At 65.4% G+C, this 16,726-nt stretch carries 13 protein-coding genes and 5 tRNA genes; 3 read left to right on the plus strand and 15 right to left on the minus strand.

Annotation, left to right across the window (positions count from 1 at the left end; translation table 11 throughout):
• Window positions 1-6 precede the first annotated feature (6 nt).
• From M2650_RS07015 to M2650_RS07045, 7 genes are all read right to left on the minus strand, one after another.
• Window positions 7-82, minus strand: a tRNA-Trp gene (locus tag M2650_RS07015).
• 101 nt (window positions 83-183) lie between these two features.
• Window positions 184-1,374, minus strand: a complete 1,191-nt coding sequence (gene tuf, locus M2650_RS07020) for an elongation factor Tu (RefSeq protein WP_249472795.1) — start codon at window positions 1,372-1,374, stop codon at window positions 184-186.
• 54 nt (window positions 1,375-1,428) lie between these two features.
• Window positions 1,429-1,504, minus strand: a tRNA-Thr gene (locus tag M2650_RS07025).
• Window positions 1,505-1,545: 41 nt separating this feature from the next.
• Window positions 1,546-1,619 (minus strand) — tRNA-Gly (locus M2650_RS07030).
• 28 nt (window positions 1,620-1,647) lie between these two features.
• Window positions 1,648-1,733 (minus strand) — tRNA-Tyr (locus M2650_RS07035).
• 222 nt (window positions 1,734-1,955) lie between these two features.
• Window positions 1,956-2,987 (minus strand): isoaspartyl peptidase/L-asparaginase family protein, encoded by a 1,032-nt coding sequence (locus tag M2650_RS07040; RefSeq protein WP_425602508.1) that lies wholly within the window; start codon window positions 2,985-2,987, stop codon window positions 1,956-1,958.
• A 211-nt stretch (window positions 2,988-3,198) separates the two neighbouring features.
• Window positions 3,199-4,218, minus strand: coding sequence for a cyanophycinase (locus tag M2650_RS07045; RefSeq protein ID WP_249472797.1), 1,020 nt, complete (start codon window positions 4,216-4,218; stop codon window positions 3,199-3,201).
• Window positions 4,219-4,361: 143 nt separating this feature from the next.
• Between M2650_RS07045 and M2650_RS07050 the strand changes: the two genes are divergently transcribed.
• The 3 genes from M2650_RS07050 to M2650_RS07060 all read left to right on the plus strand — a co-directional run bounded on the left by M2650_RS07050 (window position 4,362) and on the right by M2650_RS07060 (window position 9,200).
• Entirely contained in the window at window positions 4,362-4,949 is a 588-nt protein-coding gene (locus M2650_RS07050) for an RNA polymerase sigma factor (RefSeq protein ID WP_249472799.1), read from the plus strand.
• A complete protein-coding gene (locus tag M2650_RS07055) occupies window positions 4,927-5,988 on the plus strand; it encodes a FecR family protein (protein WP_249472801.1) in 1,062 nt (353 codons plus the stop codon). The genes M2650_RS07050 and M2650_RS07055 overlap by 23 nt, the downstream gene beginning before the upstream one ends.
• 92 nt (window positions 5,989-6,080) lie before the next feature.
• Window positions 6,081-9,200 (plus strand): TonB-dependent receptor, encoded by a 3,120-nt coding sequence (locus M2650_RS07060; RefSeq protein WP_249472803.1) that lies wholly within the window; start codon window positions 6,081-6,083, stop codon window positions 9,198-9,200.
• A gap of 218 nt (window positions 9,201-9,418) precedes the next feature.
• Here M2650_RS07060 and ychF read toward each other — a convergent pair whose 3' ends face one another.
• From ychF to M2650_RS07100, 8 genes are all read right to left on the minus strand, one after another.
• On the minus strand, window positions 9,419-10,510 hold the full coding sequence (gene ychF, locus M2650_RS07065) for a redox-regulated ATPase YchF (RefSeq protein WP_249472805.1): 1,092 nt from the start codon (window positions 10,508-10,510) through the stop codon (window positions 9,419-9,421).
• A 148-nt stretch (window positions 10,511-10,658) separates the two neighbouring features.
• A complete protein-coding gene (pth, locus tag M2650_RS07070) occupies window positions 10,659-11,243 on the minus strand; it encodes an aminoacyl-tRNA hydrolase (RefSeq protein ID WP_249472808.1) in 585 nt (194 codons plus the stop codon).
• Between the two features lie 90 nt (window positions 11,244-11,333).
• The gene (locus M2650_RS07075) at window positions 11,334-12,014 is read right to left on the minus strand and encodes a 50S ribosomal protein L25/general stress protein Ctc (RefSeq protein WP_249472810.1); all 681 of its coding nucleotides are present in this window, start codon (window positions 12,012-12,014) and stop codon (window positions 11,334-11,336) included.
• Window positions 12,015-12,183: 169 nt separating this feature from the next.
• Complete coding sequence (locus tag M2650_RS07080; RefSeq protein ID WP_249472812.1) at window positions 12,184-13,143, minus strand: ribose-phosphate diphosphokinase; 960 nt, start codon at window positions 13,141-13,143, stop codon at window positions 12,184-12,186.
• 118 nt (window positions 13,144-13,261) lie between these two features.
• Window positions 13,262-13,338, minus strand: a tRNA-Gln gene (locus M2650_RS07085).
• A gap of 4 nt (window positions 13,339-13,342) precedes the next feature.
• Window positions 13,343-14,200, minus strand: a complete 858-nt coding sequence (ispE, locus tag M2650_RS07090) for a 4-(cytidine 5'-diphospho)-2-C-methyl-D-erythritol kinase (protein ID WP_249472814.1) — start codon at window positions 14,198-14,200, stop codon at window positions 13,343-13,345.
• Window positions 14,197-14,814: a lipoprotein insertase outer membrane protein LolB gene (gene lolB, locus M2650_RS07095; protein WP_249472816.1), complete on the minus strand. Its 618-nt coding sequence runs from the start codon at window positions 14,812-14,814 to the stop codon at window positions 14,197-14,199. The genes ispE and lolB overlap by 4 nt, the downstream gene beginning before the upstream one ends.
• 140 nt (window positions 14,815-14,954) lie before the next feature.
• On the minus strand, window positions 14,955-16,667 hold the full coding sequence (locus M2650_RS07100; RefSeq protein ID WP_249472818.1) for a tetratricopeptide repeat protein: 1,713 nt from the start codon (window positions 16,665-16,667) through the stop codon (window positions 14,955-14,957).
• Window positions 16,668-16,726 lie beyond the last annotated feature (59 nt).

Here is a 16,726-nt window from a genome sequence, read left to right on the forward strand (position 1 = left end):
TTCGGATGGCACGCCAGGAGGGACTCGAACCCCCAACCTGCGGTTTTGGAGACCGCTGCTCTGCCAATTGAGCTACTGGCGTATTCCGTAAATTCTGCGGTTTCCTTCAAACGGCGAAGGCGGACCGCATCGCGGCCCGCCGTTCGCGCGTTCCGGCGGCGCATTACGCGCCAGCCGATCGGCTTATTTGACGATCTTGGCCACCACGCCGGCGCCGACCGTGCGGCCGCCTTCGCGGATCGCGAAGCGCAGGCCCTCGTCCATCGCCACCGGGTTGATCAGGCTCACCACCATTTTGATGTTGTCGCCCGGCATCACCATCTCCACGCCTTCCGGCAACGTCACCGCACCGGTGATGTCGGTCGTGCGGAAGTAGAACTGCGGCCGGTAGCCCTTGAAGAACGGCGTGTGACGGCCGCCTTCGTCCTTGCTCAGCACGTACACCTCGGCCTCGAAGTCGGTGTGCGGGGTGATGCTGCCCGGCTTGGCCAGCACCTGGCCGCGCTCGACCTCGTCGCGCTTGGTGCCGCGCAACAGCAGGCCCGCGTTGTCGCCCGCCTGGCCCTGGTCCAGCAGCTTGCGGAACATCTCCACGCCGGTCACCGTGGTCTTCTGGGTCGGGCGGATGCCCACGATCTCGATTTCGTCGCCCACCTTGATGATGCCGCGCTCGATACGCCCGGTCACCACCGTGCCGCGGCCGGAGATCGAGAACACGTCTTCCACCGGCATCAGGAACGGACGGTCGATCGCACGCTCGGGCTCGGGGATGTAGCTGTCCAGCGCTTCCACCAGCTTCAGGATCGCCGGCACGCCGATCTCGCTCTGGTCGCCTTCCAGCGCCTTGAGCGCCGAACCCTTGATGATCGGGGTGTCGTCGCCGGGGAATTCGTACTTGGACAGAAGTTCGCGCACTTCCATCTCCACCAGCTCCAGCAGCTCGGCGTCGTCCACCATGTCGGCCTTGTTCAGGAACACTACGATGTACGGCACGCCCACCTGGCGGGCCAGCAGGATGTGCTCGCGCGTCTGCGGCATCGGGCCGTCGGCGGCCGAGCACACCAGGATCGCGCCGTCCATCTGCGCCGCACCGGTGATCATGTTCTTCACGTAGTCGGCGTGGCCGGGGCAGTCCACGTGCGCGTAGTGGCGGTTCGGGCTTTCGTATTCCACGTGCGCCGTGGAGATCGTGATCCCACGCGCCTTCTCTTCCGGCGCCGCGTCGATCTGGTCGTACGCCTTGAACTCGCCGCCGAAACGCTCCGCGCCGATCTTGGTCAGCGCCGCCGTCAGCGTCGTCTTGCCGTGATCCACGTGTCCGATCGTGCCCACGTTCACGTGGGGCTTGGTGCGCTCGAATTTACCCTTGGCCATGACTTTCTCGCTGACTTTGAATTGGTGGAAGGCGTGTTGGACGTACTGCTGGAATGGTGCTCACGAATGGAATCGAACCATCGACCTCCTCCTTACCAAGGAGGTGCTCTACCGACTGAGCTACGTGAGCGTTGTATCTTGTGGCGCGGTGCGGGTTTATCAATGTAGGGGTGGAGCGGGAGAAGGGAATCGAACCCTCGTAATCAGTTTGGAAAACTGATGTTCTACCATTGAACTACTCCCGCACCGGGAGAACCTTTTGCCGCATGAAACTGGTGGAGGGAGGTGGATTCGAACCACCGAAGGCGTAAGCCAGCAGATTTACAGTCTGCCCCCGTTGGCCGCTTGGGTATCCCTCCGGTCGTTCCATAAAGCCGTGAAACAGCCCGCGATTTTGACGCCAGGGCGTTTTTCTGTCAACGCCGCGCTAACAAAAATCGAGCCGGGCCGGGTGCGGACCCGGCCTGGGCGGAGATTCTGTTCAGGGCGGCGGCTGGCCGGCTCTGTGTGGGAGGGGCTTCAGCCCCGACAGTCGGGGCTGAAGCCCCTCCCACAAGAGCGTTTACGGCAGGATCGAATGACTACTTGCCCGCTTTGCCTGGCATGGGCAGGGCATCGTCCGAGTAAATGGCCACGTGCGGCACGCCGTCGGCGCCGATCCAGCCCCGGAACATCCCCTCGGTATTGAACGGAAAGGCCGCGCTGCCGTCCGCGCCCAGTACGATCGCACCGCCGTCGCCGCCCATCTTGGGTATGGCCTGGTCGATGACCGCCTCGCCGGCCTGGGCCGGGGTCTCCTTCAGGTAGGCCACCCGGGCGCAAATGTCGTGGGCAGCGGCCGTGCGGATATAGAACTCGCCCCAGCCGGTGCCGGAGACGGCGCAGCTGGCGTTGGCGTAGGTGCCGGCACCGATGATCGGGGAATCGCCGACCCGGCCGTAACGCTTGTTGGTCATGCCGCCGGTGGAGGTGCCGGCAGCCAGATGGCCCTGGGCGTCCAGGGCCGCCGCGCCGACGGTGCCGAAGTGTTTGGCGGTCTCCAGGTCGGCATTCGCCTGGCCGGCGGCCTCCTCTTTAAGCGCCCGCTGGAGCTGCTGCCAGCGTTTTTCGGTGCGGAAGTAGGACGGATCGACCAGCTCGATGCCCTGCTCCTTGGCGAAACTCTCGGCGCCGTCGCCGACCATCATCACGTGCTTGGAGCGCTCCATCACGGCCCGCGCCAGCAGGATCGGGTTCTTGACCCGGTGCACCCCGGCCACGGCACCGGCGTTCAGGGTGGCGCCGTCCATCAGCGATGCATCCAGCTCGTTCTTGCCGTCGTGGTTGAAGACCGCACCCTTGCCGGCATTGAAATTCGGGTCGTCCTCCAGGGTCGTGATCGCTGCGATCACCGCCTCCAGGGCGGGCTTGCCGGCCGCCAGCGCAGCATGGCCGCGGCGCAAGGCCAGCTCCAGTGCGGCCCGGGCTGCTTTTTCGTCATCCGGGGTCATGCCCTTGCGCTCCACGCCGGCGCCGCCGTGGATGATCAACAGGGGTTTGGGCGCATCGGCGGCGTAGGCCATCGGGGCCGAACATAGCAGCAGGACGAGGCAGGAACGCAGGATTCGGATCATTTTCGAGCTCCGGAAGGCGGTCGGTAACGGGGGCTGCAACGAACCCTTGCACCGTCATCCCAGCGAAAGCTGGGACCCATGTTGATTTTGATTTGGGCTTATTAAGCATGAAAAGCAAAATGGGTCCCAGCTTTCGCTGGGATGACGGAACGAGTAAGTCACTGGATTCCCGCCTTCGCGGGAATGACGGCTTATAAAGCTAGATACATGGTCAGTGGGTAGCTACGGCAACCGAGAGCCGCCCGCCCATCACGTCATAAACTTTTGAAAATGCTGGTTTTTCTACCTGGAAATCCGGCAGCCGAAGCAAGCTCTCAGTGCCGAGGCCGACCACCGGCACCGCACGGAACGTCAGCGGCCCCGCACCGAACTCATCGGCCTGCCGCTGCGGCCTCACCAGCCAGGCATAGCCGCCATTGCCAGTGAATACCCGCCCCGTGCCGGCATCGTCGATGCACAGCGCGGTGTACTCGTCCACGCCTATGCCGGCCAGGTCGGACCTGCCCTGCTCCTTCGACAGCCGGGCGACGAACGCGATCAACCGGCCCAACCGCTCGCGCTTGCCGAAGTGGCTGTCGGTGATCACGTTCTCCAGGTAAGGCATGTGCAGGAAATCGCCGACCAGGGTGACTTCCGAACTCATCGGATTTTTCAGTGCGGTTTCCGACACCACGCTGCCGCCGTCCATCGCGCCGTACGACCAGGCCCCCAGGATGGCCAGCCCGGCGCTGGTGCCGCCGATCGGCTTGCCGGCGCGGACGTGCTCGTCGAGCAGCTTGTTGAGCGGCGTGCCCTTCCAATAATTCACGTAGTTGGACTGGTCGCCGCCGGCCAGGAAGATGCCGTCCGCGTTGCGCACGATCTCCAGCACTTTCGGGTCGCTGGCGGCGCGGCGGTGGCTGAAGACCAGCGTCTGCGCCGCGGTGATGCCGCCGATGTCCTTGAAGAATTCGTCCTGCGCCTCGGTCGAGCCCGAGGCGCGCAGGATCACGATGCGGCCGTGGCCGGCGCGCGCGATCATCCAGCGGAAAGCGTCGTAGGGCCAATCGCCGCCGCCGACCAGCATCATGCCGGCCTGGGTCGCGCCGGGCCTGGGCGCCTGCACGTCGCCGATCTCGAAATAGCGGTAGCCCTTGCCGCCGGCCTTGGGCGCAGCCAGTGCGGCTGCGCAGCAGAACAGCGCCAGGCACAGCACGATGCGGACGACCGATGTATGCCAACGCAAACCCATGCCTGTTTCTCCCCCGCGCGTTTTCGCACGGCCCATGGAGCCTGAGACGAACGTAAGCGCGCCATCCCCCATCCCCGCGCGCGTTGCGGGAATTTATTTTCGCGGCGGCTTCTTACCCGGCCGCGATCGGGTAAGGTCGCGCCATGAACGAGTCGCTCGACGCCTGGTTCGCCCGCGAAATCCTCGTCCACGAGGATTCGCTGGTGCTTTATCTGCGGCGCTGCTGGCCGCAGCGCGACGATATCCACGATCTGCGCCAGGAAGTTTACGTGCGCATCTACGAAGCGGCCGGCAAGGCGCGGCCGGCGATGCCCAAGTCGTTCCTGTTCGCCACCGCGCGGCACCTGATGACCGACCGGCTGCGGCGCGGTCGGGTGGTGTCGATCGAGACAGTGGGTGATTTCGAGTCGATGAACGTCTTGATAGACGAGATCTCGCCGGAACGCCGCCTGGGCGCGCGGCAGGTGCTCAGGCAACTGGCCGAAGCCTTCGACCGGCTTCCGGACCGGTGCCGGGAGGTGGTCTGGCTTCGGCGCGTGGAAGAACTGCCGCAAAAAGAAGTCGCAGCGCGCCTGGGCATTACAGAGAAGACTGTGGAGAAACACGTCGCAAAAGGCGTTCGCATGATCGCCGAGCATTTTTACGGCGGGGACTCGGCGCGAGCCGGTCGTTCGCGACAGGCAGCGGACGCCGAACGGGAAACGGACCATGAGCAGCAGCAGGCAGATTGAACGCACCGCCGCGGCCTGGCTGGCGCAGCGCGACGGCGGACGTTGGTCCGAGCGCGACCAGGCGCGTCTGGAGGCTTGGCTGTCGGCTTCGACCGCGCACCGCGTCGCCTTCCTGCGATTGGAAAGCGCATGGCAGCAGAGCGACCGGCTGAAAGCGCTCGGCGCGGGGTTGCCGGCCGGCACGCTGCCTGAGCGCGGACAGTGGGCGCCATCGCCGTTCCTGGGCTCACGCGAACCGGCGAGTGAGACGACGCGCGCCGCATCGGCACTCTCTGCGTCTCGCACGCCACGACGAAGCGGGCGGATGGGGCGTTATTTCGGTGCGGCTGCCGCATTGGTGCTCGCCGTTTCGTCGGTAGGGCTCTGGCATCACCTCACCGCAGTCGAGCAGACCTCCTATCAATCCGGACTCGGCGAACTGCGCCTGATACCGCTGGCCGACGGTTCGCGCGCCACGCTGAGCAGCGACAGCCGCATCCTGGTATCGATGTCGCGCAGCGAGCGCCGCATCGATCTGCAGCAAGGCGAAGCGTTCTTCGATGTCGCCAAAGATCCCGGCCGGCCGTTCGTAGTCGCCGCAGGCGCACGCCGCGCCGTCGCCGTCGGTACGCATTACGCCGTTCGTCGCGACGCGGCGAACCTGCGCGTGGTGGTCACCGAAGGCACGGTGCGTTTGGAAACCGATTCCGCCCCGGACCAACATCCGCAACCCACCACCCTGCTGCCTGCCGGCAGCGTGGCGCTGGCCAGCCGCAACGGCGTGCTGGTGCGTTCGGGTTCGGTGGAGGAGGCCGAGCAGCAGCTCAATTGGCGCAGCGGCTTCCTGGCTTTCCACGACACTCCGCTGGCCGACGCCGCGGCCGAATTCAACCGCTACAACGCCCGCAAGATCGTGATCGGCGACGCCGAGACCGCAGCGATGCGGGTGGGCGGCAACTTCCGCTGGTCGAACGTGGATGTGTTCGTGCGGCTCCTGGAGCAGGGTTTCCCGGTCCGGGCCGAATACCGGGACGACCGCATCGTCTTGCGCAGTCAGTGACGCCGATCGCATTCGGGCGGGGGATTTTCCGGACTCGTTCGTCCCCACAGTCATACGGCGCCGTTCCGTGCGCCGATGGGGAGGGGAACCCGATGGTGCGTTCGTTCCGTGTCTTGCTGCTCGCATTGGCCTGTTCGGCCGCCCTGGCCGCGCAGGCCCAGACCGGCGGTCCCGCGCGGATCGACATCCCTCCCGGCGATCTGGTGACTGCGCTGGATTCGCTGGCCAAGCAATCGGGCGCGCAATTCGTCTATCGCGCCGATCAACTGAAAGGCCTGCGCACGCAGGGCGTGCAGGGCGCGCGCTCGTCCGACGAAGCGCTCGACCGCTTGTTGCGCGGCAGCGGTTATGCCGCGCGGCGCGATGCGTCGGGCGCGGTGGTGATCGTGAAAAGCGAAGCCGCCGCGACGCCGCGCCCCGCTACCGCCGCGCCCGCCGCTTCCGGCGGCGCTTCGGCCGATGCCGCCGCGCAGCAGACGACTACGCTGGAAACGGTGCAAGTGACCGGCTCGCGCATTCCGCGCGCGCAAGTCGAAGGGCCGGCGCCGGTGACCGTCGTCACTTCCGCGGACATCCAGGCCAGCGGATTCACCAGCGTTCCCGACGTGCTGCGGGCGATGACCCAGAACGGCGGCGAGACCCAGAGCCAGCAATCCTTCAGCGGCGGCGATTTTTCGCCAGGCGCGGAGCAGGTCGACCTGCGCGGCCTGGGTCCCAACCATACGCTGGTCTTGGTCAACGGCCGCCGCATCGCCGACTTTCCGATGCCGTTCAAGGGCCGCAGCAACTTCACCGACATCTCCAACATTCCGCTGGGCATGGTCGACCGCATCGAGGTGCTGACCGGCAGCGCGTCGGCGGTCTACGGTTCGGATGCGATTTCCGGCGTCGTGAACTTCATCCTCAAGGATTACGCCGACGGCACCACCGTCGACTTGCGCTATGGCGACACCGAACGCGGGGGCGGCGAATCGATCAAGCTGAGCCTGTCGTCGGGCTTTTCGCGCGGCGCTTTCAACGCGGTGTACGGCGTCGAATTGCTCGACCAGAAACCGCTGTGGGCGTACGAGCGCAGTCTGCAGGATTCGACGAAAGACTCGCCCGATCCGGGTGCGGCATCGCGCCGCGCATTCCTGCAGACGGCGTGGGATCCGGACGACGGCGACAACGAATACTACGTCGACCCCGGCCAAGCCACCTGCGATGCGCTGGCCTATCTCAACAAGGGATCGACCTACCGGGCCAGCCGGCCGAACTGGGGACGCTACGACCCCATCGCCGACGACTATCCGCCCGGCCGCTTCTGCGGCAGCGACGAATCCATCGGCTACGGGACGATCATCAGCAAGCGCCGCGGCGCCAACGCTTACGGCTCGATGAGCTACGCCTTCGACGGCGACACCGAGTGGTTCGCCGAAGTGCAGCTGGGCTACCACGAAGTCGAACTGTTCACCGACGTGCGCAGTTGGAGCTACATGGCCCCCGACGGCAACGAGGAAGGCTATTTCTTCAACCAGGCCACGAACCGCGTCGAATACTGGCAGCGCCAGTTTTCGCCCGAGGAAATGGGCGGCCTGGACCAAGGCATGATCCGCAACAAGCAAAAGACGTTCGGCGTCGTCACCGGTTTCAAGGGCGTATTCGGCGAGGACTGGGACTGGGAAGCGGCTTTCAGCCATTCGCAATACAAATCCGAGATCGGCTGGCCGCAGATCGTCGCGGCGGCGGCCAACAATTTGTTTCTAGGCCCGCAACTGGGCGTGGACCCCACCTACGAGCTGCCGATCTTCAACGCCGATCCGAACCGCCTGTACACGCCGCTCACCCGCGCCGAGTACGACTCGATCGCCGACTACACCACCTATCACCCGAGGTCGCGCACCGACACGCTGTCGTTCACGGTGACCAACACCAGCCTGTTCGAGATGCCGGCCGGGCCTGCGGGCTTTGCCGGCGTGGTGGAGATCGGCAACCAGGCCTACGACCTCAATCCGGATCCGCGCGCGCTGGAGTACTACTACTACAGTTGGAAGGACTCCAACGGCAAAGGCAGTCGCGACCGCTGGGCCGCGGCCGGAGAGGTGCGCATGCCACTGTTCGAGACGCTGAACCTCAGCACCGCTGCGCGCTACGACCGATACCGCTACTCCGGTCGCGAAGTCGGCAAGTTCACCTACAGCGCCGGCTTGGAATGGCGGCCGGTGGATTCGTTGCTGGTGCGCGGTTCCTACGGCACCGCATTCCGCGCCGCCGACCTGCACTATCTCTACGCCGGCATCGGCAACGATGAAACCTCCGGCGTCGACTATTACCGTTGCCGTACCGAGGAACCGGGCGAAACCTTCGAGGATTGCAGTTGGGGCGACGAAGGCTTGATCCGTACCCGCTCCGGCAATCGCTACCTCGAACCCGAGACCAGCACTTCTTGGACCGCGGGCCTGGTGTGGTCGCCGAACGACAATTTCGACTTGTCGGTGGACTATTTCGACATCGACATGCGCAAGCAAGTCCAGGACATGAGCAACGACCCGATCCTACGGGACGAAGCGGACTGTCGGATCGGTTCGCGCGTGGACGGTACGCCGGTGGACGTGAATTCGCCGACCTGCCAGGATGCGATTTCGCGCGTGACCCGCATCGACGGCCGGCTGTACGGCATTTACGTCAACCCGATCAACATCGCCCGCGAAAGCACCAACGGCATCGACTTCAGCACGCATTTCCGGCTGCCGACGCGGATCGGCGATTTCCGCTTCACCGGCAACTACACCTGGGTGCGCGAGCACACGTTCCAGCAGTTCGACGGCGACGTAATCGAAGACGAATTCGCGGTCAACAGCGGCTTCGACATCCCGCGCACCAAGGCCAGCGCCACGCTGTCGTGGGAGAAGAACGCCTGGATCGCGAGCCTGCACGGCGAACGCCTGGGTCGCCTGCCCAATTCCGATTCCTACGACGGCGTCTTCGATCCCGAGGACCCGGAGGCCGGCAGCCCCTACATCGCCGCCACGTACCGCTACAACGCGACTTTGCAATACCGGTTCACTGACCACATGCGGCTGTCGCTAGCGGTGGACAACCTGTTCGACAAGATGCCGCCGCGGGACAAGACCTATACCGCGTATCCCTATTACGACGTGTCGTGGTTCGACACGCTGGGGCGCAGCTATTACCTGCAGTTCACCTACAAGTTCGGCGGAAAGGCGCTCTAAAACGTAGTCCCGCCCTCGAAACCTCCCGGCGACGGGAGGTTTTTTTCGCCCGATGCTTTGTAGAGCGTAGCTTGCTGCGCTGCTTTTGCTTCCAGCTTTCGCTTTTGTAGGTGCGAATTCATTCGCACGCATTTTTGACGCCAAGTACGCGCGAATGAATTCGCACCTACCAAGCAAAGGGCAGCGGAGCAAGCTCCGCTCTACAAAAGCGGGCGCGATCAGACGTTGAAGCGGAAATGCAGCACATCGCCTTCCTGCACGCGGTATTCCTTGCCTTCCAAACGCAGGCGGCCGGCGTCGCGGGCGCCGGATTCGCCTTTGTATTTGAGGAAATCGTCGTAGCCGATCGTTTCGGCGCGGATGAAGCCCTTCTCGAAATCGGTGTGGATCACGCCGGCCGCCTGCGGCGCGGTCGAGCCGGCCTTCACCGTCCAGGCGCGCACCTCCTTCACGCCGGCGGTGAAATAGGTCTGCAGGCCTAGCAGTTTGTAAGCCGCACGGATCACGCGGTTCAAGCCGGGTTCGTCCAGACCCAGATCGGTCAGGAACGCATCGCGGTCGGCGTCGTCCAACTGCGAGAGTTCTTCTTCGATCGCGGCCGACACCGGCACCACTTCGGCGCCCTCGCCCGCCGCGCGTGCGCGCACGGCGTCCAGGTGCGGATTGTTCTCGAAACCGTCCTCGAGCACGTTCGCCACGTACATCACCGGCTTGAGCGTGAGCAGGAACAGGTCGCGCACGGCCGCCATGTCGTCGTCGGACAGGCCCAGCGCGCGCGCGGGCTTGCCGGCATCCAAGCCGGCGCGCACGCGCGCGAGCACTTCGACGCGTGCCTTCGCGTCCTTGTCGCCGGTCTTGGCGGTGCGCTCGGCGCGCTGCAGCGCCTTGTCCACCGATTCCAGGTCGGCCAGCGCCAATTCGGTGTCGATGGTGTCGATATCGGCGATCGGATCGACCTTGTTGTTGACGTGGATGACGTCCGGGTTCTCGAAGCAACGCACCACGTGCGTGATCGCGTCCACTTCGCGGATGTGGGCCAGGAACTTGTTGCCCAGGCCTTCGCCGCTGGCCGCGCCGGCGACGAGTCCTGCGATGTCGACGAACTCGACCGCGGTCGGGATCACCTTCTGCGGCTTGACGATCTCCGACAACGCGTTCAGGCGGATGTCCGGCACCGGCACCACGCCCACGTTCGGCTCGATCGTGCAGAACGGGAAATTGGCCGCGGCGATGCCCGCTTTGGTCAGCGCGTTGAACAGGGTCGATTTGCCGACGTTAGGCAGGCCGACGATGCCGCATTTGATGCCCATTATTTTTGGTCCGGTACGTGGATCGTGTCTGATGAATCGGTGGGGCGGAATCCCACAAGAGCGTCATCCGAGCGCAGCGAGGGATCGGCTGTATCGGCCGACGTGCAAGCAGATCCCTCGCTACGCTCGGGATGACAGCCCTGTATTGCTATTCCTTGGTGGTATGCAGGCGTTTCATCGCTTCGTTGAAATCGCCATTCACCGCCAACGGCAGAACATCGAGCGCAGCGTCGATCGCCCGCCCGATCAAAATCTCGTCATCCTTGCCCGGGCCGCCCTTCAGCAGCCACGGCGTCACTTTGTCCTTGTTGCCCGGATGGCCGATGCCGATCCGCAAACGGTGGAACTTGCCGTGGCCCAGCATGGCCATCGTGTCGCGCACGCCGTTCTGGCCGCCGTGGCCGCCGTCGAATTTCAAACGGACGATCCCCGGCGCCAGATCCAGCTCGTCGTGCGCCACCAGGCACTCTTCGGGCTCGATCTTCCAGAAACGCAGCGCGGCGCCGATCGATTTGCCGCTGAGGTTCATATAAGTGGCGGGCTTGAGCAGCCACACCGATCGCCCTGCGATTTCCGCCTTGGCGGTCTCGCCGAACAGTTTGGATTCCACAGAAAAACGCGCGCCGGTTTTCTCGGCGAGCGCATCGACAAACCAGAACCCGGCGTTGTGCCGCGTCCGGGCGTGCTCCGGCCCGGGATTGCCCAGGCCCACGATCAGGCGCAAACCAGCCATCTCTCAACCGTCATCCCGAAATGAAGTGGGGGACCTGCTTTTCGGCAGGTCCCCCGCAAGCCCGCAAAGAGGAACGCCGCGACGCGACGATCACTCCTTGTCGCCACCCTCTTCGGCTTCCTCGTCGGAAACCTTGGCGGCCGGCACTTCGGCGGAGGCCTCGCCTTCGGCGGTTTCTTCTTCCACTTCTTCCTTGACGAAGCGAGCCACCACCACCGCCACGTCGTGGTCGGCGCCGAGCTTGAGCTCGGGCACTTCCACGCCGGCCGGCAGCTTCACTTCGGACAAGTGGATCGTATCGCCGACCTTCAGATCGGCCAGATCGATCTCGATGAACTCCGGCAGGTCCTTCGGCAGGCAGCTGATCTCCACTTCGGTCAGCTCGTGCGTCACGGCGACGTCGGCGGCCTTGCCGGCCGGCGACTTGTCTTCGTTGATGAAGTGCAGCGGCACCGCCACGCGGATGGCTTCGTTCGCGCTGACGCGCTGGAAGTCCATGTGCATGATGATCTGCTTGTACGGGTGGCGCTGCATATCGCGCAGCAGCACCTGCTCGGCCTTGCCGTCCACTTCCAGGGTCAGGATCGACGAGTAGAACCACTCGTTCTGGCTGGCGATCCAGGTCTTCTCGTGCTCCAACTGGATGCTCTGCGGATCGGCGTGGGCGCCATAGACGATGGCGGGGATCTGGCCGGCGCGACGCAGGCGGCGGCTCGCACCCTTGCCCTCGTCGCCGCGCGCGGCAGCTGCGATTTTATGTTCGGTAGCCATTTTTTTACTCTCTCTTCGTAACGTTAGATCGCCTCGCAGCGATTTGGAAAACTCCCCCGCGACCAGGGGAGCTTGCGTTCCCGGGATTCGGGAATCGGGATTGGTGATTCGAAAGAGCGAGTCCGCCGCCTTTTACGAATCCCTAATCCCCATTTCCTAATCCCCGCCCTCAATCCACGTACAGCGAACTCACCGACTCGCCGAACGAGATGCGACGGATGGTCTCCGCCAGCAGCTCGGCGACGCTGAGCTGCCTGATCTTGCGGCACCCGCGCGCCGCTTCCGACAACGGGATGGTGTCGGTGACGACCAGCTCGTCCAGCTCCGAACCGTTCAAGTTGTCGATCGCCGCGCCCGACAGCACCGGGTGCGTGCAGTACGCGACCACCTTGATCGCGCCCTGCGCCTTCAGCGCTGCCGCCGCCGCGCACAAGGTGCCCGCGGTGTCGACGATGTCGTCGACCAGCACGCAGGTCTTGCCCGCCACGTCGCCGATGATGTTCATCACCGTGGCCACGTTGGCTTTCGGCCGGCGCTTGTCGATGATCGCCAGGTCGGCGTCGTCGAGGCGCTTGGCGATAGCCCGTGCGCGCACCACACCGCCCACGTCCGGCGACACCACGATCAAGTTGTCGGTGCCGTGCGCGCGCCAGACGTCGGCGAGCAGCAGCGGCGACCCGTACACGTTGTCGACCGGGATATCGAAGAAACCTTGGATCTGTTCCGCGTGCAGATCGATGGTCAGCACCCGGTCGGTGCCCACCGTCGAGAACATCTGCGCCGCGACCTTGGCCGTGATCGGCACCCGCGCCGAACGCGGCCGCCGGTCCTGCCGGGCGTAGCCGAAATACGGCACCACCGCGGTGACCTTGTTGGCCGAGGCGCGCTTGAGCGCATCCACCAGCACCAACAGTTCGACCAGGTTCTCCGCGCTCGGCGCGCTGGTCGGCTGGATCACGAACACGTCCTGGCCGCGGACGTTCTCCTCGATCTCGATCTGCACTTCGCCGTCGGAAAAACGCCCGACCAGCGCCTTGCCCAAGCGGATCCCCAGCTCCTTGCACACCGACAAGGCCAGCGGCCGGTTGGCGTTGCCGCTGAAGATCAGCAGATTGCGATCGTCTTGCATGTTTACTCCGCTCGCTCTGACCGTTGCGGTGGTTGGGATTTGGGATTGGTGATTAGGGACTAGTAAGCAATGGTCCGCGTCACCAATCTCGAATCACGAATCTCAAATCCCGCAAAATTGGCAGGGGCGGTAGGATTCGAACCTACGAATGCCAGGATCAAAACCTGGTGCCTTGGGCCTCTTGGCGACGCCCCTGCGGTTACCTGGTTGCGAGCGCCCTGCGCAGTGGCGATTCCGTCGCGCCTTGCGCCACCCAGCCGTTCAGGCCCGGCGGCAATGCCGCCAGTCCGGCCTCGGCCGAGTCGCGATCGACGAATTCAACGAAGCAGCCGCTGCCCGACCCGGTCAAACGCGGCTCGCCGATCCGCGCCAAGGCTGCGAAAGCGGCCTCGACGGCCGGCTCGCGGCGGCGCAATACCGGCTCGAACGCATTGCCGAGCGGAACACCCGAAACGAAGTCCGATATTGTCGCGGGCGGCGAATCGCGCGTCAATTCAGGGGCTTGGAATAATTCGGCCGTGGCCGCGTGAACGCCCGGGTCGGCCAGCAGATACCAGGCCGGCGGCAGCGTGATCGGGGTCAGCGTTTCGCCCACGCCTTCGGCCCAGGCATTGCCGCCGTGAATGAAGACCGGCAGGTCCGCGCCCAGCCGCAGGCCCAGTTCGGCCAAGCGGTCGGCCGGCCATTTCAGGCCCCAAAGCCGGTTCAGAGCGACCAGCACCGTTGCGGCATCGGACGATCCGCCGCCGAATCCACCTCCGACCGGGATTCGTTTTTCGACGAGGATGTCGGCACCTTGGGCGACCTTGGCCGCTTCTTTCAGTAGATAGGCCGCCCTGACCGAGAGGTCTTCATGCTCGCCTGCCGCGTAAGCGGGCTGACCGTGGCGGACGATCCGGCCGTCCTCGCGGACCCGCAGCTTGACCGTGTCTCCCCAATCGAGGAGACGGAATACGGTCTGCAGCTGGTGATAGCCGTCGGCGCGCCGGCCGGTGATCCGCAGGAACAGATTCAGCTTCGCCGGCGCCGGCCACTCGGACCAGTCGGCGGCGTTCATGGGGTTTCGACGCCATTCCAGCCGTCGACGACCAGGCGTACCTTGGCCTCGCCGCGCTGGGCGTTCAGCCGCAACGGCAGCGCTGCGGCCTCGGACGTCGGTTGCCAGGCGGCGTAGTCGATCGTCCAACCGCCCTGTTCGATGCGGGCCAACCGGAGGTCCGTGCCGAAAGCGAGCGTCGCCGGGCCGAAGACCGCTTCGTCAGCACGCGCGCCGCGGACCCAGGACGACAGCGCCGCGACCGGGATTTCCCAGCCGGTCGCTTCGCGCAGCAGTTGTTGCGGATCCGCGCCGCTGCGGGTGCCGCCTTCTAGGCCTTCCAACTGCGCGGCGACGCGGTCGCCGCTAAGTCGCCAGCTCTGCCGGGTGATCGGCGCGCTCAGGGCGACTTCGTAGCGGTCCGCATCCTGCCGCCAATCGATGCGGCCGCTGCCGCCGTTGCGGCCGTTGGATACGGCGACGCGGCCTTGCAGCGACCACGACGGTGCGGCGCGCACGGCCGCTTCGTGTGTGGTTTGTCGCGTTTGCGCCACTGCGACTTCCTGCGGCGAGAGCGACGGCAATGGCGAGCGCACCGTCTGCGGCACGCAGGCCGCCAGTAACAAAGCGACCACCGTTATCGACGCGGTTCGTAGGTGCGCCTTTGTGGGAGCGGCTTCAGCCGCGAGCTCTTTGGTAGGACGCCCAAGCCTTGAAAAGCTCGCGGTTGAAGCCGCTCCCACAAAGGCTGCCCCCACAAAAGCCGTCGGCACGATCAAGCCCCGGTCTTCGACAGCGCTCGCTGCAGCGAGCGGTTTTCCGGATCGAGCTTGCGCGCTTCGTCGAAATACTTGCGCGCTTCTTCTTTCTTGCCCGTCATCCACAGCACCTCGCCGATATGCGCGGCGATCTCCGGATCTTTCTGCAACGTGAAGGCGCGACGCAGTTGCACCAGCGCCTCCTCGTTGCGGCCCAGCCGGTACAGCACCCAGCCGTGGCTGTCGATGATCGCGGCGTTGCCCGGTTCCGCGGCGCGCGCGCGGTCGATCAGCTCCATCGCTTCGGTGTAGCGCGTGGTGCGGTCGGCGAGCGTGTAACCCAGCGCGTTGAGCGCGGCCACGTTCTCGGGATCGGCGACCAATACCTTGCGCAGATCGGCTTCGGCGCGATCGATGCGGTCGCGGCGCTCCCAAGCCAGCGCCCGGCCGTACAACAATGCGCCGTCGTCGGGATAGGCGGCCAGGCCGCGCGCATAGACGTCGAGTTCGCCGGCGTCGTCCTTGTCCTTGGTGCGCAGTTCGGCTTCCAACAGGTAGGCGTCCCGGCTCACGTCTTCGTCGGCGCTGGAATCGGACTGCAGCCTGCGCACTTCGGCATAGGCTTCCGGCGCGCGCTTGAGTTGGTACAGCACGTTGACCGAGCGCAGCCGCGCGATCCACCGCTCCTGGCCGCCCGGCACGCCGCGATACCACTCCAGCGCCTCGTCGTAGCGTTTCAGGAACTCGGCGATCTGGCCGAGCAGCAAACGCCGCGACGGATTGGGCTGCGCGGCCTGCTTGCGCAACTCGTCGTAGAGCTGGGTCAATGCGGCGTTGTTGTCCGACTTGGCGAGCAACGAAGCGCGCATGCCGTAGCTGCGGTCGTCCTGCGGTCCGCGCGCGAGCACGTCGGCCGCGGCGACGGCATCGCCGAGCAGGTCGTATTCGGCGGCCATGGCGCGGCGGATATCGGGGTCGCGTTCGGCCTGCGGCAGCAGCTTGGCCAGCGCCTGCTTGGCCTCGTCGTTCTTGCCGGCCTCGCGCAGCTGGCTGGCGCGCAGCAAGGCCACGCGCGGCTCGCCAGGGAAACGCTTGACCACTTCGCCGACGATGCGTTCGGCCAGCGGCGCATCGTCCAGGCGCTGCGCCAGGCCGCCGAAGGCCAGCCAGGCCTGCAATTGCTGGGGGATGGCGTCGTCATCGATCATCTCGCCCAGCAGGCGCGCGGCCAGCTTGGGATCCTTGCCGCCGGTGCCCAAGGCGACGAAGGCATGCGCCCAGGCGGTCTTGTCGGGATCGCGCAGCAGGCCTTCGAGCTGTTTACGGGCGGCCCTGGCGTCGCCGCGGCGTAGCGACAGCGTGGCCTCCGCGGTGCGGATCGCCAGCGAATCCGGCGCTTGCTTGCGCCACAGGCTCAGCGCCTCGGCGGCGCGCTTGTCGTCGTTGGCCAGCAAGGCGATACGGGCCGCGCGTTCGGCCAGGCCGGCGTCGCCGGACACCCGGGCGGCTTCCAGATACCAACGCGCGGCCTCGTTCAATTGCCCGCTTTGCAACGCGAATTCGCCGGCCATGACCGGTTCCAGCGCGCCAGGCGGCGTCTTGGCCGGGGTCGCGGCGATGGCCTGCGTCGTGCCGGCGGCCAGCAGCAGCGCCAGCCACCAGCCGGTTTTGCGCGATTCCTGGCCCCGAACCAAAACCAAGTTGCGGAAATAACGAGCGAGTGCGGGCATCGGGCGACCGGGCCGCTAAAATGGCGGCTTGGGAATGAATAGCTAGCTTAATCGCAAGC

This window comes from Luteimonas galliterrae, assembly GCF_023374055.1.
Lineage (GTDB): Bacteria > Pseudomonadota > Gammaproteobacteria > Xanthomonadales > Xanthomonadaceae > Luteimonas_C > Luteimonas_C galliterrae.